Annotated in this window: 20 protein-coding genes; 15 read left to right on the top strand and 5 right to left on the bottom strand. The window is 34.7% G+C overall.

Translation table 11 applies throughout. From position 1 onward, the window contains the following. Nucleotides 1-52 precede the first annotated feature (52 nt). Nucleotides 53-349, bottom strand: a complete 297-nt coding sequence (locus OB_RS11220) for a YtpI family protein (RefSeq protein WP_011066576.1) — start codon at nt 347-349, stop codon at nt 53-55. 115 nt (nt 350-464) lie between these two features. Between OB_RS11220 and OB_RS11215 the strand changes: the two genes are divergently transcribed. Then, a complete protein-coding gene (locus OB_RS11215; protein ID WP_011066575.1) occupies nt 465-1,412 on the top strand; it encodes a DHH family phosphoesterase in 948 nt (315 codons plus the stop codon). Nucleotides 1,413-1,543: 131 nt separating this feature from the next. Here OB_RS11215 and OB_RS11210 read toward each other — a convergent pair whose 3' ends face one another. The 3 genes from OB_RS11210 to OB_RS11200 all read right to left on the bottom strand — a co-directional run bounded on the left by OB_RS11210 (nt 1,544) and on the right by OB_RS11200 (nt 2,680). Next, nucleotides 1,544-1,747, bottom strand: coding sequence for a hypothetical protein (locus OB_RS11210; RefSeq protein ID WP_011066574.1), 204 nt, complete (start codon nt 1,745-1,747; stop codon nt 1,544-1,546). 97 nt (nt 1,748-1,844) lie between these two features. Next, complete coding sequence (gene ytrI, locus OB_RS11205; RefSeq protein WP_011066573.1) at nt 1,845-2,348, bottom strand: sporulation membrane protein YtrI; 504 nt, start codon at nt 2,346-2,348, stop codon at nt 1,845-1,847. After that, nucleotides 2,348-2,680: a YtrH family sporulation protein gene (locus OB_RS11200; RefSeq protein WP_011066572.1), complete on the bottom strand. Its 333-nt coding sequence runs from the start codon at nt 2,678-2,680 to the stop codon at nt 2,348-2,350. Before OB_RS11200 ends, ytrI begins: the two co-directional genes overlap by 1 nt. Before the next feature lie 141 nt (nt 2,681-2,821). On the opposite strand from OB_RS11200, the gene dnaE reads away from it, so the two are divergent. The 8 genes from dnaE (at nt 2,822) to OB_RS11160 (ending at nt 13,608) form a co-directional block, all read left to right on the top strand. Further along, nucleotides 2,822-6,142 (top strand): DNA polymerase III subunit alpha, encoded by a 3,321-nt coding sequence (gene dnaE, locus OB_RS11195; RefSeq protein ID WP_011066571.1) that lies wholly within the window; start codon nt 2,822-2,824, stop codon nt 6,140-6,142. 130 nt (nt 6,143-6,272) lie between these two features. Next, nucleotides 6,273-7,508, top strand: coding sequence for an NAD(P)-dependent malic enzyme (locus OB_RS11190; protein ID WP_011066570.1), 1,236 nt, complete (start codon nt 6,273-6,275; stop codon nt 7,506-7,508). A 15-nt stretch (nt 7,509-7,523) separates the two neighbouring features. Further along, complete coding sequence (locus OB_RS11185; protein WP_011066569.1) at nt 7,524-8,129, top strand: FadR/GntR family transcriptional regulator; 606 nt, start codon at nt 7,524-7,526, stop codon at nt 8,127-8,129. Between the two features lie 114 nt (nt 8,130-8,243). Then, the gene (gene accD, locus OB_RS11180; RefSeq protein ID WP_011066568.1) at nt 8,244-9,104 is read left to right on the top strand and encodes an acetyl-CoA carboxylase, carboxyltransferase subunit beta; all 861 of its coding nucleotides are present in this window, start codon (nt 8,244-8,246) and stop codon (nt 9,102-9,104) included. Then, entirely contained in the window at nt 9,101-10,054 is a 954-nt protein-coding gene (gene accA / locus OB_RS11175) for an acetyl-CoA carboxylase carboxyl transferase subunit alpha (protein WP_011066567.1), read from the top strand. The genes accD and accA overlap by 4 nt, the downstream gene beginning before the upstream one ends. 172 nt (nt 10,055-10,226) lie before the next feature. Then, nucleotides 10,227-11,186, top strand: coding sequence for a 6-phosphofructokinase (pfkA, locus tag OB_RS11170; protein WP_011066566.1), 960 nt, complete (start codon nt 10,227-10,229; stop codon nt 11,184-11,186). 109 nt (nt 11,187-11,295) lie between these two features. Next, nucleotides 11,296-13,056, top strand: coding sequence for a pyruvate kinase (gene pyk, locus OB_RS11165; RefSeq protein ID WP_011066565.1), 1,761 nt, complete (start codon nt 11,296-11,298; stop codon nt 13,054-13,056). A gap of 156 nt (nt 13,057-13,212) precedes the next feature. Next, entirely contained in the window at nt 13,213-13,608 is a 396-nt protein-coding gene (locus OB_RS11160) for an FxsA family protein (RefSeq protein ID WP_011066564.1), read from the top strand. Here the strand turns inward: OB_RS11160 and ytvI are convergent, their stop codons facing one another. Further along, on the bottom strand, nt 13,609-14,700 hold the full coding sequence (gene ytvI, locus OB_RS11155; RefSeq protein WP_231846941.1) for a sporulation integral membrane protein YtvI: 1,092 nt from the start codon (nt 14,698-14,700) through the stop codon (nt 13,609-13,611). A gap of 501 nt (nt 14,701-15,201) precedes the next feature. On the opposite strand from ytvI, the gene citZ reads away from it, so the two are divergent. From citZ to polA, 6 genes are all read left to right on the top strand, one after another. Then, nucleotides 15,202-16,323, top strand: a complete 1,122-nt coding sequence (citZ, locus tag OB_RS11150) for a citrate synthase (RefSeq protein WP_011066562.1) — start codon at nt 15,202-15,204, stop codon at nt 16,321-16,323. A 53-nt stretch (nt 16,324-16,376) separates the two neighbouring features. Continuing rightward, nucleotides 16,377-17,645: an NADP-dependent isocitrate dehydrogenase gene (icd, locus tag OB_RS11145; protein WP_011066561.1), complete on the top strand. Its 1,269-nt coding sequence runs from the start codon at nt 16,377-16,379 to the stop codon at nt 17,643-17,645. Between the two features lie 112 nt (nt 17,646-17,757). Continuing rightward, a complete protein-coding gene (gene mdh / locus OB_RS11140; RefSeq protein WP_011066560.1) occupies nt 17,758-18,696 on the top strand; it encodes a malate dehydrogenase in 939 nt (312 codons plus the stop codon). 301 nt (nt 18,697-18,997) lie between these two features. Further along, nucleotides 18,998-19,693 (top strand): response regulator transcription factor, encoded by a 696-nt coding sequence (locus tag OB_RS11135; protein WP_011066559.1) that lies wholly within the window; start codon nt 18,998-19,000, stop codon nt 19,691-19,693. Continuing rightward, nucleotides 19,690-21,051: a two-component system histidine kinase PnpS gene (gene pnpS / locus OB_RS11130; protein WP_011066558.1), complete on the top strand. Its 1,362-nt coding sequence runs from the start codon at nt 19,690-19,692 to the stop codon at nt 21,049-21,051. Before OB_RS11135 ends, pnpS begins: the two co-directional genes overlap by 4 nt. A 148-nt stretch (nt 21,052-21,199) precedes the next feature. Further along, a complete protein-coding gene (gene polA / locus OB_RS11125) occupies nt 21,200-23,842 on the top strand; it encodes a DNA polymerase I (RefSeq protein ID WP_011066557.1) in 2,643 nt (880 codons plus the stop codon).

Here is a 23,842-nt window from a genome sequence, read left to right as displayed (position 1 = left end):
AATGTCAAACTCCCTAAAAGTACGCGTTCACTAGTTACTAAACGTGTGCTTTTTATTCATTTGGGTTAAGTCGTCGCCATTCGCTCCGGTAATGTCTAGTTTCACCGATCCCTCTTAAGATCTGAGGTAACCCGACAATAAGCAAAAGAATTCCAATAAAAAGGCTTATCTGCGTTAGGTAGTTTAAATATTGATTAATTGCGAATGTGGATAGAAATATACCTAAACAAATTCTTGCTTTACCATTAAAATATTTTTGTGTAAGAGGATCTTTTTCACGAATAATAGCTACCTTATAGTAAATATAGAGAACTGCAGAAAGTACAATAAGAATTGGAAATATAACCATTTTTTTAATCGCTCCTAGCTCATGCTATAATATGAATAATCTATACCGTTAACATTGTAACGTTTTTCCAATAGGATAGCTAGAGTAAATTAGATAGTATATAGGAGGAAGTAGATTGACAAGACAACATATTATTGAAGCAATCAAACAATATAATCGGATAATTATTCATCGGCATGTACGCCCAGACCCAGATGCAATTGGATCTCAAGCAGGGTTAAAGCATCTGATAAAGAATTCTTTTCCTAAGAAAGAAGTTTACATTGTAGGTGAAACTGAACCATCTTTAAAGTTTTTAGATGAAATGGATGTTATTCGTGAGGAGATTTACAAAGATAGTTTAGTTATAGTTTGTGATACCGCTAACCAACCTCGTATAGATGATCAGCGATACACGATGGGCGGGAAGATAATTAAGATTGATCACCATCCAGAAACAGATACATATGGAGATATTCAATGGGTGGATACGAATGCCAGTTCTGTTAGTGAAATGATTGTTGATTTAGCAACATATGGTGAAAAAGAAGGTCTAAAACTAAATAATAATGCTGCACGTCTCTTATACGTGGGGATTGTAGGGGATACAGGAAGATTTAAATTCCCAAGCACGACGAAAAAAACGTTTCAATTAGTTGCGGAGTTGGTTGCTTTTAATTTTGATCGGTCAGAGTTGTATAACGAATTGTATAGCGTAGAAGATAAAATTTCTAGACTGAGTGGCCACATATTGCAAAATTTTGAGCTGTCCTCATCCGGGTTATGTACGATTAAATTAACCGCTGAACTACTAGAAAGATATGACGTTAGTGTGGATGAATCTAGTCAGCTTGTTCAAGTAGTAGGAGATGTGAAAGGTATTAAAGCATGGGTATTCTTTATTGAGGAATCTGATCAAATACGTACACGATTACGTTCTAAAGGTCCTGTGGTAAATGAAGTAGCTTCACAATTTAATGGGGGTGGTCACCCATTAGCATCTGGTGCTACTGTATACAGTTGGGAGGAAGCAAAAGCATTAGAAGCTGAGCTTGAAAAAGTATGTGAAGAATACGAAATATAAATAGAGAAGAGGCTGAGACAAAAGTATTTAATCCAAAGATATTCCGCATGTTTTACTTTTGAAACCTGCTATAGAAACGTCTTTTGATTAAATCTTTTTGTTTTGTCTCAGCCTCATTCAATATAATGAGTTTAACTCGATTTTTGATCAGAACTACTAATCGGAACAAACCAGCACCCAGCATGATCATAATCATATTGTACAGTTATATTCTCTTTTTTTATGGAATTTTCCATTAAGCGGATCAATTCTTTAGTTTCTGCATAAGCGCTAAAACCCTGACGAAGAAGTTGTATTTTTTTATCCCGAATTCTTCTTAAATGGATGGGTAACATAATTAAAACTCCCTTCATTTAAGTATCTTTATAGTTTAAGTATATCCGATACTAAGTTAATTTACTATAAATGGGTGGAACTGTCACATAAGATTCATTATTGTACAGATTCGGGGTATAAAACAATTTCTAATTCTGAATCGATCACAATTTTCTTTACAGAGAAACGATAGGTAAGATCCTCTAATTCAAAACCTTTATGTTCAATAGTAGAATACAATAGTTGGTCTGCTTTAGATAAGGTAGCTAATTCTTCACCAATTAAATGGTCAATTTCCTGTCTAATCAAAGCCTTTAATTGGTCTTGAATAAGTAAATCCATTTTTAGTCGTTCTGGTTCTTGAAAGATGATTTCAATACTTGATACGGTTAATGGTTGCTGAGATTCTTCATCTCTTTCTTCTTTATCTTCAAGTAATGCGTTGTTCTGTTTCTTTAATTCATTGACTTCACTCGTTAATTCTATGTTTTCTTTTAATAAGTCTTCATACATAGATCCATACATATAAATAATAACTAGGTATCCTATAATCGAACCGAAGAATACACCTACGAAAAACAATCTCCAAGTTGGTTTTTTGTGGTAAGGTGGAATATGCATTAGGGTATATCTCCTTGTGCAAACCAATTAATAATTATTATTCCTAACTTTACACCGCCCATTGCTGATAAAATTAATAAAATTTGTTTGAAAAGATCTAATGGTGTTCCATCTAACAGTCCCTTTTCAAAATTTGCAATAGCGTCAAATGTACCTCCTATTGCAGCTACTATCGCCCAAATACGTAATCGGTCAGCAATCCTGCTAATGGAAGTTAGAGCGGCATCCCCAGTAGCAAATTCACCAATACTACCTATAATAGATCCTCCAATAATTACTCCTAGTGCGATAAAAAAACAATGAATAAAGGCAGCGAAAAAACGTTCTTCCATATACATACACTCCTTATGCGGTGTATCCTTATACATATATATGAGATATTGTACAAGTTATGCGGGATCCGATTAAAACCGTATACATGTTCGTTCATTGCTTGTTATAATTAACTTGTTTAGATCAAAAGGCGGGATTTTATGTCATTTACACATTTATATATAAAATCGGGATATAGTTTAATGGAAAGTACCATTACTATCCCAAAATTGATAGATAAGGCAAAACAAGAAAGACAAGAGGCTTTAGCTCTAACGGATATCGGAGTACTCTACGGGGCAATTTCTTTTTACAAGGCATGTATAGATAATGGGATTAAGCCGATTATTGGTCTTACAGTAATGGTGAAGGACGAACAGTTAAATGAGACAGTTCCATGTGTTTTATTGGCAAAAAATAATAACGGCTACCAGAATTTAATTTCATTAAGTACAAACATAAATATAAATGGAAATGAAGAAGTTGAAAAATCGTTATTAGATAACTACACGGATGATATTGTAGGTATTTTGCCTGTTACCACAGGTATGGAGAAAGTTTTTACAGAGGAATTAGGGACTTATTTTTCTTCTTGGAGTAATCTTTTTTCTGATGACGATTTTTATATTGGGGTAGATCGACATAGTTTGGAAGTCATTCAGTCGTTACAGTCGCTTTCGATACCTTTAACAAGTATACAAGAGGTTCGTTATCTTCATGAGAATGATCATATCGCTTATGACTGTCTTCAAGCAATCCGATATGGAGAAAAGTGGGACGGGACTGAAATCAATTCAAAGAATAAACAGCTTCATTTTACTACAGAAAAAGAGATGGAAGATTTATTTCAATATATTGCACCAGAAGCGTTAGCTAATACCGAAAGAATTAAAGATAAATGCAATTTAGAAATTAATATGAATGAACGGTACATCCCATCTTTTCCTGTGCCGAATTCACTAACTGCAGATAGTTATTTACAACAACTTTGTATTAGCAAGATAGAAGAACGCTACAAAGAACGTAATGATCAGATTATGAATCGATTAAACTATGAATTAGAAGTTATACAATCAATGAATTATAGTGATTATTTTTTAATTGTTGCTGATTTTATTCAGTATGCTAAGGATAATCAAATTGCAGTAGGACCAGGTCGTGGTTCATCTGCAGGTTCTATAGTTGCCTATCTATTGGGGATAACCGAAGTAGACCCTTTAGAGTATAACCTATTATTTGAGCGATTCTTGAATCCAGAACGCTTATCTATGCCAGATATAGACGTTGACTTTTCAGATGTTCGCAGGGATGAAGTGATTGATTATGTTAGAGAGAAATATGGACAAGATCATGTTGCACAAATTATAACTTTTGGTACATTTGCTGCAAGATCCGTATTAAGAGAATTAATGAAAACATTAGATGTTCATGAAATGGATATGAACTATGTAATGAAGGAGATTCCAACTCAATCAAATCGGTCGCTTACAGATATACTAAAAGAAAAAGAAGAATTAAAAGCGTATGTAAAGCAATCTTCTAGATTAAAGTTGTTGTTTTCCATAGCGGTAAAATTAGAAGGAATTCCAAGGAACGTTTCCACGCACGCAGCAGGGGTAGTTATAAGTGAAAAGAAATTAACCAACCATGTTCCGTTAACAATTGGAACCAATCAAACATATTTAACACAATATGCAATGGGTGAACTAGAAACAATAGGGTTACTGAAAATGGACTTTTTAGGACTTCGTAATCTATCCTTAATTGAAAAAGTGAATACTGCTATTACGAATAGTAGGCATCGTTCATTGCAACTAGCAGAAATTCCAGAGCAAGATGAAGCTACTTTTCAATTATTGAGAAAAGGTCATACGAATGGGGTTTTTCAATTAGAATCTGATGGGATGAAGAAAGTATTACAAGAATTAATGCCTTCTACTTTTGAAGATATTGTTGCAGTAAATGCTTTATATCGTCCCGGTCCAATGGATTTTATCCCCACCTACATTAGAAGAAAGAAGAATGTAGAACCTGTTAGCTATCCGCATCCTGATTTAAAGCCCATTCTTAGTAAGACTTACGGAGTGCTTATATATCAAGAACAGATAATGCAAATTGCCAACGTGATTGCTGGGTTTACATTGGGTGAAGCAGATATACTTCGCCGTGCTGTTAGTAAAAAGAAAGAATCAGACATGTATAAACAAAAGCAAGCATTCATTGATGGTTGTATAAATAGAGGGTATAAAAAAGAAGTTGCAGATGAAATCTTTAGTTGGATAGTAAGATTTGCAAATTATGGATTCCCGCGAAGTCATGCTGTGGCATATAGTAAAATTTCGTATCAATTAGCTTATATGAAGGCACATTACCCTAATGCTTTTTATGCTGAATTAATTAGTGGAGTTCGCAATCAACAGGAGAAGATCAATACTTATATTCAGGAATTTAAAAAACTTAATGGCAATATACTTCCACCAGATATTAATAAAAGCTATGGAAAGTATGCGGTAGAAAGAAAAGATATTCGTATGGGACTTAGTGCTATTAAAGGTATTGGCATACAACCAATTCAAGAGATACTTCAAGCTCGAAAAGATGGTACTTTTAAAAACTTTTTTGATTTTTGTATGCGGGTCAATTTAAAGATAGTCTCTAGAACCATTATTGAAAATCTGGTGCTCGTAGGGGTGTTTGATTCGATTTACAGAAATCGCGCCAGCTTACTTGCTTCTATTGATCAAGCTATCGAACAAAAGGAATTATTTAAAGAATTTCTAGATCAACCAAGCTTATTTCAAGATCAAATAGAAATGGTGGAAAGTTATACAGAAATAGAAGATTTTACAAAGATAAAGAAATTGAGTGATGAAAAAGAACTCCTTGGATTCTATGTCTCTAGTCACCCGCTTAAAGAATATCGTAAAAAATTACGAAGTGCAGGGAATATCACCTTGTCTCATGCAAAGAAATTAGTAAATACGAGGAAGGTCATACATGCAGTCGTAATTGTTGATGCGATGAAAGTAATTCGTACTAAACGCGGAGATAGAATGGCGTTTTTAACGATAAGTGATGAAGAGCTTGAGATAGATGCTGTATTATTCCCTGATTTATTTAGACAAATTAGCAATAAAGTGGAAGAAGGCATGTTATTGCAAATTTCCGGGGTGGTAGAAGATAGAAAACAAAGACTACAAATCGTCATTCAATCAGGACACCCATTTCAAGAAAGTGAACTGGAAAGACATGAGCCCTCCGGTGAAGTTTTTATACGAACACATTCTAGTAAGAGAACTCAGGTTATAGAAAAATTAAGACAACTAGCTGAATTAGAACCGGGAGAGATACCGATTATTGTTTATGACAGAGATTTAAAGCAGTCTTATCGACTTTCAGAACATTATTCTTTACGCGTTGATCGTAAAGTTCAGAAACAATTAGAAGGATTTTTTGGTAAAGAGAATGTGGCAGTCAAATGATAGTGATGACTTTACACAGTTATATCATTTGTTATAATATATAGAGGTCACAAGTGGTCTGACCACTTGCGGTATCGCTATTTTAAAATATGTATTATCGATAACGAAGTTTAAAAGGAGAGGTACTCTTATGGCAAACTTAAGAGATGAAGCTTTGCATTTACATAAAGTAAAGCAAGGTAAATTAGAAATAAATACAAAGGTTCCCGTAAAAGATGCAAAGGATTTAAGTTTAGCTTATTCTCCTGGTGTAGCAGAACCATGTAAAGAAATTTATGACCGTAAAGAAACAGTATATGACTATACGATGAAAGGTAACATGGTTGCGGTAGTGAGTGACGGATCAGCGGTATTGGGATTAGGGAATATCGGACCTGAAGCTGCACTACCGGTTATGGAAGGGAAAGCAGTATTATTTAAAGGTTTTGCTGGAGTAGATGCTTTTCCAATTTGTGTAGATACACACGATGTAGAGCAAATAGTTCAAACTGTTAAATTACTAGAACCGAATTTCGGGGGAGTAAATTTAGAAGATATTGCAGCACCAAACTGTTTTATTATTGAAGATAGATTAAAGAGTGAGACAAATATTCCTATTTTTCACGATGATCAACATGGAACAGCTATTGTTACAGTAGCTGGATTAATTAATGCATTAAAACTAGTAGGAAAGAAATTCTCTGATATTAAAGTTGTAGCGAATGGAGCAGGTGCAGCTGGTATTGCAATTATTCGTCTATTACAAAGCTTCGGTGTACGAGATATGATCATGTGCGACTCTAAAGGTGCAATATATGAAGGACGGCCATACGGTATGAATACTGTAAAAGACAGTGTTGCTAAGTATACCAACGCCAATAAGGTTGAAGGTAGTCTTTCAGATGTGCTAGAAGGTGCAGATGTATTTATTGGTGTTTCTGTTGGCGGTGCTTTAACAAAAGATATGGTAAGAAGCATGAATGATGACGCGATAATTTTTGCAATGGCAAATCCAGATCCAGAAATCCTTCCAGAGGATGCGAAAGAAGCAGGAGCTAGAGTGATTGGAACAGGACGATCTGATTTTGCCAATCAAGTTAATAATGTTCTAGCTTTTCCTGGTATTTTCCGCGGAGCATTGGATGTTAGAGCGACTAGAATAAATGAAGAAATGAAAGTAGCAGCCGCTGAAGGGATAGCTACGCTTATTTCCGATGATGAATTACACGATGATTATGTTATTCCGTCACCGTTTGATGAAAGAGTAGCACCATTAGTAGCTTCTCATGTTGCAAAAGCAGCAATGAGTACTGGAGTCGCTAGAATGAATGTAGATCCTGAAGAAGTAGCAGAAAAGACAAGGAAATTAACACAGCAGGAAAAATAAGGAGTGAATCCCCGCATGACAGTAACAAATAAACAAAAGGTTTATCAAAGCGTAATTAAAGAGTTACAGCGCTATATAGAGATAAACCATTTAAATGCCGGGGACAAGCTTCCTTCCGAAAGAGAGCTTTCAGATAAACTTAATGCTGGAAGATCTTCCATAAGAGAAGCTTTACGAGCATTAGAATTAATTGGGTTAATAGAAACAAGACATGGAGAAGGTACATTTCTTAATTCTTATCAATCCTTTCAAACAGTTGAACTTCTATCTTCTTTCATCTTGACTCAAAATAATATAAAGCATGAAATACCTTGGACTAAACAAATCATTGAAAAAGAAGCAACTAAGCTTGCGGTGGAAAATCTTACTGAAAAAGATATAGAGGAACTAGAGAAAATAGATCAATTGTATGAAGCAGATGATTTACATCATAAATTCTTTTCCTTTTTGTTAAAAAGGACGAATAATTTGTTAATGGATCGAATTTGGATGCTCTTAGAAGAGTTCTCATCTACTGTCCCAAAGCAGTATTATATCGATGGATTCTACCCTCGATTGATTAAATCTATTCGTGATAAAGACTATGAGTCAATTGAATGCATTTTTACAAATCCTTCTTAAAAACAAGTTGAACTAATTTTTTATAGATACTCGACGAGTTTCGATACTTTTTTCAGTTAATTATCTATATAGTAATTTTATATGCATGTCCAGGTGTTTAAAGGGGGAATAAACTTGCTAAAAGATCTCTTCGGCAAGCGGAAAAAATATGCATCCATTCCAAGTGAAAAAGCGAAGATGGATGTGCCAGAGGGTTTAATGCAGAAATGTTCAAACTGCAAAAAGATATACTACCGTAAAGAAATGGTAAAAGCTTTACAAGTATGCCCTAATTGTGATTATCATCATCCTATGACAGCATGGGACCGAATCGACAGTTTATTTGACAATGGAACATTTGAGGAATGGGATAAAGAGATTACATCAGCAAATCCTTTAGATTTTCCTGAATATGAAAGTAAGATTGCAAAGGATCGTGAAAAAACGTCTCTTTCTGAAGGTGTGGTTACGGGAAAAGGAAAGGTAAACAACGTTCAGATTGCCTTTGCAGTGATGGATTCTCACTTTCGAATGGGAAGTATGGGGTCTGCAATTGGCGAAAAAATTACAAGAGCTATTGAAGCAGCAAGAGAAGAATCAATTCCATTTGTAATTTTTACTGCTTCTGGTGGTGCTCGAATGCAAGAAGGCGTTTTAAGTTTAATGCAGATGGCTAAAACATCTTTTGCAGTTAAAAGATTTCGTGACAGTGGAGGGTTGATGATCTCTGTAATGACACACCCGACTACTGGTGGTGTTTCAGCAAGTTTCGCTTCCATTGGAGATTATAATTTTGCAGAACCTGGAGCATTAATTGGTTTTGCAGGTAGAAGGATTATTGAACAAACTATTCGCGAGAAGTTACCAAGTGATTTTCAAACTGCAGAGTTTCAACTACACCATGGACAAGTTGATAAAGTAATCCATAGACAGGACATGAATGATACACTCGGCAAGTTGCTTAAAATGCATATGGATGGGAGACAACTTAAATGACTCCAATACTTGATTTTGAGAAACCAATTGTAAATCTTAAAGAAAAAATAGTTGAATTAAAATCGTTTACGGAAAATAGTGAGATCGATTTAACGAAAGAGATTGAAACCTTAGAAGAAAGACTAGCCAGACTGGAAGAAGATATTTATGGGAATTTAAAACCATGGAATAGAGTTCAGATGGCTAGACATCCTGATCGTCCTACAACAATGGATTATATTGAACGGATATTTACTGACTTTATTGAGTTTCATGGTGACCGTTTTTATGGTGAAGACGAAGCGATAATATCAGGTATTGGATATTATAAAGATTCCCCAGTCACTGTAATAGGACATCAGCGCGGGAAGGACACTAAAGAAAATATCCGCAGGAACTTTGGAATGCCACATCCTGAGGGATATCGTAAGGCATTACGGCATATGCAACAAGCAGAGAAGTTTAATAGACCAATTATCACGTTTATTGATACTAAAGGTGCTTATCCTGGTAAAGCGGCTGAAGAAAGAGGGCAAAGTGAAGCGATCGCCAAAAATTTGATGGAGATGGCAGGTTTACAAGTTCCCATTATATGTATTGTTATTGGTGAAGGTGGTAGTGGGGGTGCACTTGGTCTAGGTGTTGGAAATCATATTCATATGTTAGAGAACTCTACATACTCTGTGATTTCACCTGAAGGTGCTGCAGCAATTTTATGGAAGGATTCGACTCAAGCTAAAAAAGCAGCTGAAACCATGAAAATTACTGCGCCTGACTTAAAGGAATTAGGCATCATAGATCAAGTGATTTCCGAACCAAGAGGTGGAGCTCATCGTGATGTAGATTCTCAAGCAGAACTAATTGATAATATAATAAAACAATCTTTAGTTGAATTAATGTTGCTTTCATCAGAGGAGTTAGTAGATAAAAGATGGGAAAAATATAAACAAATGGGGACATTCATGTCTTAATAAAACAAAGGCTGATAAAAATTTTTATATCAGCCTTTTATTTTTGCGAGAAATTTTGTAAAATTAGTAGGTTGTGGGGTTTATGATTGATATTTAAAGATTTTTTCTTTATCTTTAAATATATAGTTAGTACTTTGGCATTTAATGATTATTTAATTGGGGTGAACAATTCATGAAAAGAATAGGAGTATTAACAAGTGGCGGTGATTCTCCTGGTATGAACGCTGCTATCCGTGCGGTTGTTCGTAAGGCGATTTATCATGACCTAGAAGTTTACGGTATTAAAAATGGTTATCAAGGATTAATGGATGGCAATATTGAAAAAATGACTTTAGGGTCTGTAGGTGATATTATTCATCGAGGTGGAACAATACTGTTTTCTGCCAGAAGTGAAGAATTTAAAACAGATGAGGGTCAATTTCGAGCTATTGAACAACTTAATAAGCATAATATAGATGGTTTAGTTGTTATTGGAGGAGATGGAAGCTTCCAAGGTGCAAAAAAATTAACCGAGAAAGGTTTTCCATGTATAGGTGTACCGGGTACGATTGATAACGATATTGCAGGTACAGATTATACAATTGGTTTTGATACATCATTAAATACAATTATAGATGCTGTCGATAAAGTACGAGATACTGCTACATCTCATGAAAGAACTTACATTATTGAAGTAATGGGAAGAGATGCTGGTGACCTAGCACTATGGGCTGGGTTAGCTGTTGGCGCAGAAAGTATATTGATACCGGAGGAAAAAGAAGACTTCTCCAGTATTGTTCAACGCTTAAAAAATGGACATGACCGTGGCAAAAAACATAGTATCATCTTATTAGCTGAAGGTGTTGGTAGTGGCTTTGAATTCGGTAAGCGAATTGAAGAAGTTGCAGAACTTGAGACTAGAGTTACAGTTTTAGGTCATATTCAGCGTGGTGGATCACCCACAGGGCAAGATCGTGTTCTTGCAAGCAGATTGGGAGCCAGAGCTATTGAATTGTTGATTGATAATCAAGGTGGAAGAATGGTTGGAATTCAAAAAAACGTATTAGTGGATTATACATTTGATGAAGTGTTCAATGTTGAACATACAATCGATAAAGGAATGTATAAACTTTCGAAAGAATTATCAATCTAAGTATGTGAGTCATTCTTCATGGTTATAAAGAACAATATAGATAAAAAGCGTCTGATAGATTAAAAATCAACTTTAAAGGAATATGCAGCAATATCAAGGAGGATATATAATGAGAAACACAAAAATCGTATGTACAATTGGTCCTGCATCAGAATCAATTGAAAAGTTAGAGCAACTTATTGAAGCAGGAATGAACGTAGCTCGTCTCAACTTTTCTCATGGAGATTATGCAGAGCATGGCGCACGGATTGAAAATATCCGAAAAGCAGCTAAAAATAAAAATAAAACAGTAGCAATTCTTTTAGATACTAAAGGACCAGAGATTCGTACTGGTAGCTTTAAAGAAGGTAGAGCAGATCTTATGCAGGGCAACCCTGTAACAATCGCTATGGATGAAGTAGAGGGGACTGCTGAGAAATTCTCTGTTACATACCAAGGGCTAATCAATGATGTACATGAAGGTTCAAAGATTCTTTTGGATGATGGACTTATTGAATTAGAAGTAAAATCTATTGATAAAAGTAAAGGTGAAATTGAAACTATTGCACTTAACTCTGGGGAAATAAAGAATAAAAAAGGTGTTAACGTTCCTAATGTTTCTGTAAATCTACCCGGTATAACAGAAAAAGACACCAATGATATTATCTTTGGAATTGAACAGGGTGTTGATTTTATTGCTGCATCTTTTGTGCGTCGAGCTTCGGATATTTTAGAAATTAAAGAAGTGCTAGATCAGCATCAGGCACAGTATATAAAAATCATCCCTAAAATTGAGAACCAAGAAGGTGTCGATAATATCGATAGTATTCTTGAGGTAAGTGATGGATTAATGGTAGCTCGTGGTGATTTAGGAGTGGAGATCCCAGCTGAAGATGTACCATTGGTACAGAAAAAATTAATTAAGCAATGTAATAATGCTGGAAAGCCAGTAATTACTGCTACACAAATGTTAGATTCGATGCAGCGTAATCCACGACCTACACGTGCAGAAGCATCAGACGTTGCTAATGCGATTTTTGATGGCACAGATGCAATTATGCTTTCTGGAGAAACTGCTGCGGGAACCTACCCAGTAGAATCTGTACAAACAATGAGTAATATTGCACTAAAAGCTGAATCTGCATTAGATCATAAACAAATGTTAGAAGAACGTTCACAATATGTCGATATGACTATAACAGAAGCAATTAGTCAATCCGTTACGCACACAGCATCCAATTTAAATGTTGATACAATTATCACACCGACAGAAAGCGGACATACAGCTAGAATGATTTCTAAATACCGTCCGAAAGCTTCCATTCTAGCAGTTACTTTTAACGAAGTAGTAAATCGTCAACTATCCTTAGTTTGGGGAGTGCATGCTGTTCTGGGTAAACCAGCGACGTCTACTGACGAAATGCTAGAAATTGCAGTTGATAAAGGATTAAATACAGGAATCTGCAGTAGAGGAAGCCGTGTCATTATTACGGCTGGTGTACCTGTTGGAGAGAGTGGAACAACTAACCTGTTAAAAGTTCATGTGATTGGTGATGTGATTGCTAAAGGACAAGGAATTGGAAGAAGAAGTGCATATGGACATGCCGTATTTGCTAAAACGAATAAAGAAGCTTTAGAAAAAGTACAAGACGGTGATATTTTAGTAACCTATGCAACAGAAAAAGAAATGATGCCTGCAATTGAAAAAGCATCAGCTATTATTACAGAAGAAGGTGGATTAACTTCTCATGCAGCTGTTGTCGGATTAAGTCTTGGAATTCCAGTAATTGTTGGGGTTGACAATGTATTTGAAATTCTTCAAGATGGACAAGATATTACTGTAGATGGTAACCGTGGAGATATCTACGCTGGCCATGCAGGTGTATTGTAATTTAAAAATAATAGTTAAGGTTCCTGCCATTTTAGGCTAGGAACCTTTTTCATTTCAATATAGGAATAACCATTTAGTAATTTTAGGATAATGCTATCACGAAATTTCTTTCTTGTTATCTTCCATGATAAAATAAGAATGAAAGGATGATTACAAATGCAATTAAGATTTTTATTGTTATTGTTAATTGTTGTTCCTGCTCTTGAAATAGGAGTATTTATATGGTTAGGCAATGTAGTAGGTCCATGGTGGGTTGCAGGTTTAATAATTGCAACTGGTCTATTTGGTTTTTATTTTGTTCGGCAACAAGGTGCAGAAACATTTAGAAAAGCGCAACTACAAATGCAACAAGGTTATGCTCCTAGGGAAGAATTAATAGATAGTATCGCTTTGTTTGTTGGTGCTGTACTACTCATTTTACCTGGATTTATTTTGGATGCAGTAGGACTAATTCTTGTATTGCCTTTAACAAGGAATTTAATCAAGCATCAATTAAAACGATTAATGACCCGTATGATGGGAAAGGGAACTATTATTTATCGAAGATGGTAATTATCCCTTAATATATTTAAAGAGAAGATGGAATACACCAGTTTCTATCAATCCTTTAAATAAAACAAGTAATATTGGTGATAAAAATATCCCAATAAACCCTAGTACTTTTAAACCTATGAACATGCCGATAAGCATTACTAATGGGTGAATACCAATAGACGAAGATAATACTTTTGGCTCGAGGATTTGTCGTAATATAACTACAAATCCATATAATAATGATAATCCAATCGTTAACGAATAATTACCTGTTATAAAGCTAAATATGATCCAAGGAATAAAGATAATTCCAGTACCTACGTACGGGATTATGTCTGCGATAGCAGCAAACAAAACAATTGTAAGAGGATGCTCTACTTGCAGGATTAGTAACCCGATAAGTATAATACATGCTGTTGTAAATACTAGAATTAATTGCGCACGAAAATAGCCAACCACTGCAAGTTTAAAATGGGAGGCTATTTTATTTTGAATCGATTGTATCCGAGCGGGAAATATTTCCTTAAAAAATGAGTGAATACGATCCATTTCATAACTAATCATACAAGCAGCAATAAGTATAAAAACAATGTTTGTTACAGAACTAGGAATTGCAGCAATAAACATTGGAATATTACTTATTGTTACTTGTAAAAACGAAGCTCCTCCAGATGCAATTAAATCACTAAGTGTGGCGATATAGTTTTTAACGGTCTCCTGATACCCTTGATCTAATGAGTCGATGTAAGAAAGTACTTTTTCATACATAGGTAAAATATGAGTATTGAACATATTCTCTAAATATAAAACAAAGTGTTGATAATGAGTGGGAATCTTGTCAGCGAGAAAAATCGTACCTTGGTATAATTCAGTAATCGCTAAAAATAACGCACCCGTAAATAATGTTAAAAAACACGTAACAGTAATAATGATTGCTGGAATCTTAGGGAAGTTTAGTTTGTTTTCAATCCCACGAACCATTGGTTGAAACAAAGAAGCAAGAATATAAGCAATAAGAATGGGATATATAAATGGGAAACTAAAATATATAGCAACTATAACAGTTATGGTTAATCCAATGACGAGAATAGCTCTAAAAATTCTTTGCATTAGCTCAGTACTCATGTTATTTCCCTCACTTTTTATCCCGTAAGTTACAGGCAGTAATATACGTTCTTCAATCGAAAAGGAACAATGATAGATAAACTGCCTATATCTGAATCTGATCCCCTTATTTTTATTAAGGAAAGTACCCTCACTAAAAGAAGTTTTGCCTAATAGCTTGTACTAGTTTATGAAACTACAATCAAAAAAAGAAGTAATTTTAAGCATCAATGGCTATATCGAAAAGAAAGCGACATAACGTCGGCATAATTAGTATATTTAAGTAAATATTAAAAAATTAAACGGTTTCATTTCACAATCAACGAATAATCCTTTATAATGAGACTTGGGGTAGACAAAAATAGGCTCTTTTTGTCAGATTAGTAGATTAAAACTGACAACTTTTGCTAATGTGATAACATTAGAGTAAATAGCTTGTGATTGTCTTATTTTATAATTCGCATTCTTAGTAATGCTTGAATCATTTTTAAAAAGGAGAGGGTTATTTTGACAGCATCGACAAAGGGGTTAGAAGGTATTGTCGCTACGCAGTCATCGATTAGTTCGATTATTGATGATCAACTATCCTATGTAGGGTATAGAATTGATGATTTGGCTGAAAATTCAAGCTTTGAAGAGATTATTTATCTACTTTGGAATCAAAAATTACCGAATAAGTCTGAATTGGATGAATTAAAGTCTCAACTGGCTGAAAATATGGATATACCTGATGCAATTATTAATCACTTGCGTTCCTATGATTTGAATACGGTACATCCAATGGCTGCATTACGTACTGCAATATCATTGCTTGGACTATATGATAATGAAGCAGATGTTATGGATGAACAAGCTAACAAACGAAAAGCGGTTCGTATTCAAGCACAAATAGCAACAATCGTAACCACTTTTTCTCGTATTCGTAAAGGTCAAGAACCTGTAAAACCAAAAAAGGATCTTAGCTACGCAGAAAACTTTATATATATGTTAAATGGTAAAGAACCAGAGGATATCGAAGTAGAAGCAATTAATAAAGCGCTCGTACTTCATGCCGATCATGAACTTAATGCATCCACCTTTACTGCTCGAGTATGTGTGGCTACATTATCGGATATTTATTCAGGGATCACTGCAGCAATTGGAGCATTAAAAGGTCCATTACACGGTGGTGCTAATGAAAATGTCATGAAAATGCTAACTGAAATTGGCGAAGAGGAAAATGCTATTCCTTATATAAAAGAAAAATTAGCAAATAAAGATAAAATCATGGGTATGGGACATCGTGTATACCGTACAGGAGATCCTCGTGCAAAATTTTTACGAGAGATGTCAAAAGAACTTACAAAATTAACTGGACAAGAAAAATGGTATAATATGTCAGTTAAAATAGAAGATTATATTAAAGAAAATAAAGGGCTTCCTGCAAATGTAGATTTTTACAGTGCATCAGTATATCATAGCTTGGGTCTTGATCATGATATATTCACACCATTATTTGCTGTAAGTCGTACTTCAGGATGGATTGCTCATATTCTAGAACAATATGAAAATAACCGTTTAATTCGTCCACGTGCAGAGTACACAGGTCCAGAATTACGTGACTATGTTTCTATTGAACAAAGAGGTTAATATAGATAAACTAGAGAAGATACATTGCGAATAACATTTGGGAGGTATTATAAATGACACAAGCTGAAAAAATCGTAGTAGAAAACGGAAAAATGAACGTACCTGATACGCCAATCATTCCATTTATTGAAGGAGACGGAACTGGTCCAGATATTTGGGCTTCTGCTCAAAAAGTTATAGAAGCAGCGGTTGATAAAGCGTATGATGGTAAGAAAAGTATTGAGTGGATGGAAGTATATGCTGGTCAAAAGGCATATGACAAAACTGGCGAATGGTTGCCAAAAGATACACTTGATAAAATTAATGAATATAAAATTGCTATCAAAGGTCCCTTAACTACACCGATCGGTGGAGGTATTCGTTCCCTTAATGTAGCATTACGTCAAGAGTTAGATTTATTTACATGTTTACGACCAGTGCGTTACTTTGAAGGAGTACCTTCGCCAGTTAAACGTCCAGAAGAAGTAGATATGGTTATTTTCCGTGAAAATACAGAGGATATTTATGCTGGAATAGAATGGCAAAAAGGTTCTGACGAAGTGAAAAAAGTAATTAACTTCCTAAAAGAAGAAATGGGAGTAAAAAATATTCGCTTCCCAGAAACGTCAGGAATTGGTGTAAAACCAGTATCTGAAGAAGGTACAAAACGATTAGTGCGTTCAGCTATTGACTATGCACTTAATGAAGGTCGTAAAAATGTTACTTTAGTACATAAAGGTAACATCATGAAATTTACAGAAGGTGCTTTTAAAAACTGGGGTTATGAAGTAGCTGAGCAAGAATACGGTGATAAAGTATTTACTTGGGCAGAGTACGATCGTATTGTAGAAGCAGAAGGTAAGGATGCAGCTAATAAAGCACAAGACGAAGCACTTGCTTCTGGTAAAATTCTTGTGAAAGATGCAATTGCTGACATTTTCTTACAACAAGTTCTTACTCGTCCGAAAGAGTTTGATGTTGTAGCTACGATGAATTTAAATGGTGACTACATTTCTGATGCACTTGCAGCACAAGTAGGTGGAATTGGAATTGCACCTGGAGCGAACATCAATTATGATACTGGACATGCGATTTTTGAAGCGACACATGGTACTGCACCTAAGTATGCGGGATTAGATAAAGTAAATCCATCTTCTGTTATTCTATCCGCTGTACTTATGTTAGAACACTTAGGTTGGAGAGAAGCTGCAGACTTAATTACGAAATCAATGGACAAGACGATTGGTTCAAAAGTAGTTACGTATGACTTTGCACGCCTAATGGATGGAGCAAAAGAGGTTAAATGCTCTGAATTTGGACAAGAACTAATTAAAAATATGTAAAGCATCAAATGGAATGTGCTGTAGGGATAAGAACTAGCTATTCACTTAGAATACTTTCTTCATTCCTACGCCTCCATTTGAAATTAGATTTTACGATAAAGGAGATTTTTCGATGGGTTTAAAACGTAAAAAAATATCAGTAATTGGTTCAGGTTTCACTGGTGCAACTACTGCTTTAATGGTGGCGCAAAAAGAATTAGGCGATGTTGTATTAGTTGATATACCTGACATGGAAGACCCTACAAAAGGTAAAGCTCTGGATATGGCAGAAGCAGCTCCTGTTCAAGGGTTTGATGCAAAAATTACTGGTACATCTAATTATGCTGATACAGAAGGTTCTGATCTCGTTATCATTACGGCTGGAATCGCTCGTAAGCCAGGAATGAGTCGTGATGATTTAGTTAATACGAATGCTAATATAATGAAATCCGTTACCAAAGAAATTGTACATTACTCACCAAATACAACAATTGTTGTATTAACTAATCCAGTGGATGCGATGACATATACAGTATTTAAAGAGTCTGGGTTACCAAAAGAGCGTGTGATTGGACAATCTGGAATTTTAGATACTGCACGTTTCCGTACATTTGTAGCAGAGGAGCTTAATCTTTCTGTCAAAGATGTAACTGGCTTTGTTTTAGGTGGTCATGGAGACGATATGGTTCCACTTATTCGTTATTCTTATGCTGGTGGAATTCCATTAGAAAAATTAATTCCTCAAGAACGTTTAGATGCAATTGTCCAACGTACTCGTACTGGTGGAGGAGAAATTGTTAATCTATTAGGTAATGGTAGTGCCTATTATGCACCTGCAGCTTCTTTAACTGTTATGGCTGAAGCAATTCTAAAAGATCAACGCCGCGTGTTACCTACTATTGCATATCTTGAAGGTGAATATGGATATCAAGATATCTATTTAGGCGTTCCAACTATCTTAGGCGGAGAAGGAATTGAAGAAATTATTGAGTTAGACTTAACGAAAGAAGAAAAGGCACAACTTGATAAGTCTGCTGACTCTGTTAAAAATGTACTAAATGTACTTCAATAAACAAGTAAACTGCTCTATATGTCTATTAGTAGATGTATAGGGCAGTTTTTATCTGTTTCCAACAGTTCTTCCATCGATTCGAATATTTACTAAATTAATTCAATGGAATCTAGTATGATTGATTCGATTATATCCAATATAGAAGCTCATTCTTAAGCTATGATACAGTTAAAATACTTTTGGTTACCATGTTAAGTTTTTTTAACATTTTGTGATTCGTTATACGTAGCTGGATAATAATGATAATATAAGAGTATAGAGTTGGTAATAATTTGGTAAGGAAATGCTAGGGGGAGTACTAATGAGTAAAAGAATATTAATCGTAGATGATGAAAAGTCTATTGTAACATTACTAAAATATAATATGGAAAATTCAGGTTTTGAAACGGATGTTGCTTATAATGGACAAGAAGCGATTAATAAAGCAGAGGCAAGCATGTATGATTTAATTGTATTGGATTTAATGCTTCCTGAAGTCGATGGGATGGAGGTATGCCGTACATTAAGAATGAATCAAGTAAATACACCAATTCTTATGTTAACTGCAAAAGATGAGGAATTTGATAAGGTACTTGGTTTAGAAATGGGGGCAGATGATTATTTAACGAAACCATTTAGCCCAAAGGAAGTTATTGCAAGAGTAAAAGCAATTTTACGACGATCCCAATTATCTAATAACCATGGGTTTCACGTATTAAAAATAGGGGAATTAAGTATATATCCTGAAAGATATGAAGCAGAAATGAGTAATAATATCATTACTTTCACTCGAAAGGAATTTGAATTATTGTATCATCTTGCAAAACATAAAGGGAAAGTAATATCACGGGATCAGTTATTGAGTAGTGTATGGGATTATGACTTTATTGGAGATACTCGAATTGTAGATGTTCATATTAGTCATCTTCGAGATAAAATAGAACCTAATTCTAAAAAGCCTGTATATATCAAGACAGTACGCGGCTTGGGCTATAAAATGGAGGAGCCTGTTTCATGAAAGTAATCTTTTCTAGAACTTTACTTCCAAGTATGATTATTACTATATTGAGCTTATTATTGACTGGTTGGCTGATCGTTCAAGCTGAGTCTAATTGGATAATGGTTATTGCTGTATTAATTGTTCAATTTATGATTATCTCGATATTATTTATACAATTTTATAATCGTTATACTCGTCCGATTGGTAAAGCCACAAAAACAGTCGATCGGCTTATCGAAGGAAATTATAGCGCTCGATTTTATAACGGTAATAGTCCTGAGATGGAAGAATTAAGTGTCAAAGTAAATACCCTAGCAAGAAATATGAGTGAAATTGCAATACAAGAACAGATGCAATCCGAACAATTAACAACAATTGTTGATAATATGCAAAGTGGACTAGTATTAATTGATGAAAAAGGTTATGTTCATGTTGTAAATCGAAAATTTCTTGAGATGTTTGGTGAGGAAGAAAGTAATTATAGAGGACATCTTTATTATGATGTGTTTGAAAATGAAAATGTACATGAAACTGTCCAAAAAACATTTTTGTATGAAGAAACTGTTAAAAAATCATTTGTGCATCGAGAAGGATTAAACAAAATTTATGTGGAAGTGGTCGGCGCACCGATTTTTAATGAAAGAAATATGTTAAAGGGTGCAGTACTCGTACTTTATGATATCACTGAACTAAAGAAATTAGAAAAAATGCGTAAAGATTTTGTAGCGAATGTATCTCATGAACTTCGTACACCAATTACTTCTATTCGTGGTTTTGCTGAAACTTTATTAGACAACAATATCACGGATCCGGCTACGAAGGAGTTTATGGAAATTATTTATAAGGAAAGTCATCGATTACAATTGCTAATTGAAGATTTACTTGCTCTTTCAAGGTTAGAAAGGGAAGATTTTCGACTATTAATAGATAATTATGATGTAAGACAAATGGTAGAAGAAATTTTACCACAACTTCACCAAAAGGCAGAAAATAAAAATCTAACATTCGATTTAGAGGTTCCAGATCAACTGACAATGCGAGCGGATAAAGATCGTATGAAACAAGTATTAATCAATTTGATAGATAATTCTATTCATTATACACCTAGTGGTGGAGATATCTGCTTAGCTATTTCAGAAGAAACGGATGTAATACATTTTCAAGTAAAAGATAGTGGAATCGGAATGGATGAAAAATCACAAACGAGAGTTTTTGAGCGATTTTATAGAGTAGATAAAGCCAGAAGTAGAAATACGGGAGGAACCGGTCTAGGACTGGCGATTGTAAAGCATATTGTTGAAGTCCATAAAGGGAAAATAGATGTAGAGAGTACCTTGAACCAAGGAACTACGATTCATATCTATATACCAAAGTAAATGAAGAAGAGTTGACGTCGCAACAGCCGTCAGCTCTTCTTTGTTATTCGTTAGGTAATAAATGCATGAAATTCACGTATTTTTTCCTTTTCTTGAATGAGAATGCTAAAATAGAGCTAAGGATTTAGATGAGAGGATGGTAAATCGAATGTCAAATAAGTTAGTGCTCATTGATGGAAATAGTATTATCTATCGAGCATTTTTTGCGCTGCCTTTGTTAAATAATGATAAAGGTGTTTATACCAATGGAGTATATGGATTTACTACAATGCTATTGCGTATTTTAGAAGAAGAGAAGCCAACACATATGTTAGTAGCTTTTGATGCAGGTAAGACAACATTTCGTCATTCAACTTATAAAGAATATAAAGGTGGACGTCAAAAAACCCCACCTGAGCTTTCGGAACAATTTCCCGTTCTCAAAGAGTTACTGGATGCTTTCTCTATTAAATATTATCAACTTGATCAATATGAAGCGGACGATATTATTGGTACGTTATCCAAACAAGCAGATAAAAAAGATTGGGAAGTTACCGTTATTTCAGGTGATAAAGATTTATTGCAACTGGTCTCTGAACAAGTAACGGTAAGTGTCACAAAAAAAGGTATTAGCGATATTGAAAAATATACTCCAGCCTATATGTTGGAAAAAATGGAAATAACTCCAGACCAGATTATCCATTTAAAAGCATTAATGGGTGATAGCTCAGATAACATTCCAGGCGTTCCAGGAGTAGGTGAGAAAACTGCTACAAAATTACTTAAACAATATGAGAACCTTGAAAACGTTTATGAGCATATAGATGAAATATCTGGAAAGAAATTAAAAGAGAATTTATCTAATCATCGAGAAGATGCCTTTATGAGTAAGGAGTTAGTAACGATAAATCGTGAATCACCTATTGAGATAACTCTTGAAAACTTACCTTATCAAGGTTTTCAAACCTCGAGTGTTGTACAAATATTTAAGGATCTTGGTTTCCAGTCACTACTATCCAGAGTTAGTGAAGAGACAGAAGATGACGCTGAGCAACCTAATATAGAGATGGAGTCCATTGAATTTGATGTGGTGGAGAATGTAACGAAGGATTTATTTACGGATAATGATGCGTTGTACATTGAAATGCTTGGAGAAAATTATCATCTAATTCCAATTGAAGGAATAGCTGTTGTCAATAAAGAGAGGGCTTCTTTTATCCCAACAGATATTGCACTCAATTCTAATATATTTAAAGCATGGGCGGAGGACCCACAAAAACATAAAATTGTTTTTGATGCAAAGCGAACTAAGGTTGCCTTGCTTCGTAACAATATAAATATGCAAGGAATTATTTTTGATTCCCTTCTGGCATCTTATCTATTAAATCCGGCTGAGAACAATCATGATATACCAGCGATTGCAAATCGGAAAAGTAGATCGGATGTGCAATTTGACGAAGAAGTGTTTGGAAAAGGCGCAAAACAAAAAGTTCCTGAAGCAGACGTTTTGAATGAGCATGTTGTTCGAAAAACACAATTATTATTTGATCTCTATCCCGAAATGGAAGAAGAACTAGGAAATAATGAACAATATGAGTTATTAAAAGAATTAGAGATGCCATTAGCTCTTATCTTAGCTGAGGTGGAACATTATGGTGTTCAAGTAGATATTGATAAGTTAAAAGATATGGGTGAGGATCTAAAAGAAAGGCTAAGTACACTGGAGCAAGAAGTTTATGAATTAGCCGGAGAGACATTTAATTTAAATTCTCCAAAACAGTTGGGGCCAATCTTGTTTGAAAAATTAGGATTACCTGTTATTAAAAAAACAAAGACTGGTTATTCTACTGCTGCAGATGTGTTAGAACAACTCGAAAATGAACATGATATAATCCCAAAACTATTAATGTATCGTCAATTAGGAAAGTTGCAATCCACTTACATTGAGGGGTTATTAAAGGTTGTGCGGAAAGATACAAGCCGAATTCATACAAGATATAACCAAGCTTTAACACAAACAGGTAGGTTGAGTTCGATTGAACCAAACTTACAAAATATACCTATCCGTTTAGAAGAAGGTAGAAAAATCAGACAAGCTTTCGTACCATCGAAAGATAATTGGATTATGTTTGCTGCAGACTACTCTCAAATTGAGCTTCGTGTATTAGCGCATATTGCAGGAGACGAAAAGTTAATTAAAGCATTTAAAGAAGATACCGATATTCATACCCAAACAGCTATGGATGTGTTTCATGTAGAGTCGGATGAAGTAACGTCAAATATGCGAAGACAAGCCAAGGCAGTAAACTTTGGTATTGTTTATGGGATAAGTGATTATGGTTTATCACAAAACCTTGGTATAACGCGCAAGGAAGCGAAAAAATTTATCGAGAGATATTTCAATAGTTATCCTGGTGTAAAAACGTACATGGATGAAATCGTGCAAGAAGCTAAGCATAAGGGATTTGTATCAACAATCATGAAACGGAGAAGATACTTACCCGATATTACAAGTAGAAACTTTAATATGCGTAGTTTTGCAGAACGTACAGCAATGAACACTCCAATTCAAGGAAGTGCTGCAGATATTATTAAAAAGGCTATGATTGATCTTGATCATCGTTTGAAAGAAGAAAATTTACAAGCAAATGTATTACTACAAGTACACGATGAGCTTATTTTAGAAGCACCAGAAAATGAAATTGATAAATTAAAGGAAATAGTACCCGATGTAATGGAAAACACAGTGGAATTAGATGTACCTTTAAAGGTGGACTATTCATTTGGAAAAAGCTGGTTTGATGCTAAGTAA

The sequence above is a fragment of the Oceanobacillus iheyensis HTE831 genome (assembly GCF_000011245.1).
Lineage (GTDB): Bacteria > Bacillota > Bacilli > Bacillales > Amphibacillaceae > Oceanobacillus > Oceanobacillus iheyensis.
Note: the sequence above shows the minus strand (reverse complement) of the source record. Positions and strands in the feature narration are given on the sequence as shown.

What these genes read in the sequence shown, in the direction of transcription:
- OB_RS11220 (WP_011066576.1), bottom strand. Translation starts at nt 349, where the DNA reads ATGGTTATATTTCCAATTCTTATTGTACTTTCTGCAGTTCTCTATATT.
- OB_RS11210 (WP_011066574.1), bottom strand. Translation starts at nt 1,747, where the DNA reads ATGTTACCCATCCATTTAAGAAGAATTCGGGATAAAAAAATACAACTT.
- ytrI (WP_011066573.1), bottom strand. Translation starts at nt 2,348, where the DNA reads ATGCATATTCCACCTTACCACAAAAAACCAACTTGGAGATTGTTTTTC.
- OB_RS11200 (WP_011066572.1), bottom strand. Translation starts at nt 2,680, where the DNA reads ATGGAAGAACGTTTTTTCGCTGCCTTTATTCATTGTTTTTTTATCGCA.
- dnaE (WP_011066571.1), top strand. Translation starts at nt 2,822, where the DNA reads ATGTCATTTACACATTTATATATAAAATCGGGATATAGTTTAATGGAA.
- OB_RS11190 (WP_011066570.1), top strand. Translation starts at nt 6,273, where the DNA reads ATGGCAAACTTAAGAGATGAAGCTTTGCATTTACATAAAGTAAAGCAA.
- OB_RS11185 (WP_011066569.1), top strand. Translation starts at nt 7,524, where the DNA reads ATGACAGTAACAAATAAACAAAAGGTTTATCAAAGCGTAATTAAAGAG.
- accA (WP_011066567.1), top strand. Translation starts at nt 9,101, where the DNA reads ATGACTCCAATACTTGATTTTGAGAAACCAATTGTAAATCTTAAAGAA.
- pfkA (WP_011066566.1), top strand. Translation starts at nt 10,227, where the DNA reads ATGAAAAGAATAGGAGTATTAACAAGTGGCGGTGATTCTCCTGGTATG.
- pyk (WP_011066565.1), top strand. Translation starts at nt 11,296, where the DNA reads ATGAGAAACACAAAAATCGTATGTACAATTGGTCCTGCATCAGAATCA.
- OB_RS11160 (WP_011066564.1), top strand. Translation starts at nt 13,213, where the DNA reads ATGCAATTAAGATTTTTATTGTTATTGTTAATTGTTGTTCCTGCTCTT.
- ytvI (WP_231846941.1), bottom strand. Translation starts at nt 14,700, where the DNA reads ATGCAAAGAATTTTTAGAGCTATTCTCGTCATTGGATTAACCATAACT.
- icd (WP_011066561.1), top strand. Translation starts at nt 16,377, where the DNA reads ATGACACAAGCTGAAAAAATCGTAGTAGAAAACGGAAAAATGAACGTA.
- mdh (WP_011066560.1), top strand. Translation starts at nt 17,758, where the DNA reads ATGGGTTTAAAACGTAAAAAAATATCAGTAATTGGTTCAGGTTTCACT.
- OB_RS11135 (WP_011066559.1), top strand. Translation starts at nt 18,998, where the DNA reads ATGAGTAAAAGAATATTAATCGTAGATGATGAAAAGTCTATTGTAACA.
- pnpS (WP_011066558.1), top strand. Translation starts at nt 19,690, where the DNA reads ATGAAAGTAATCTTTTCTAGAACTTTACTTCCAAGTATGATTATTACT.
- polA (WP_011066557.1), top strand. Translation starts at nt 21,200, where the DNA reads ATGTCAAATAAGTTAGTGCTCATTGATGGAAATAGTATTATCTATCGA.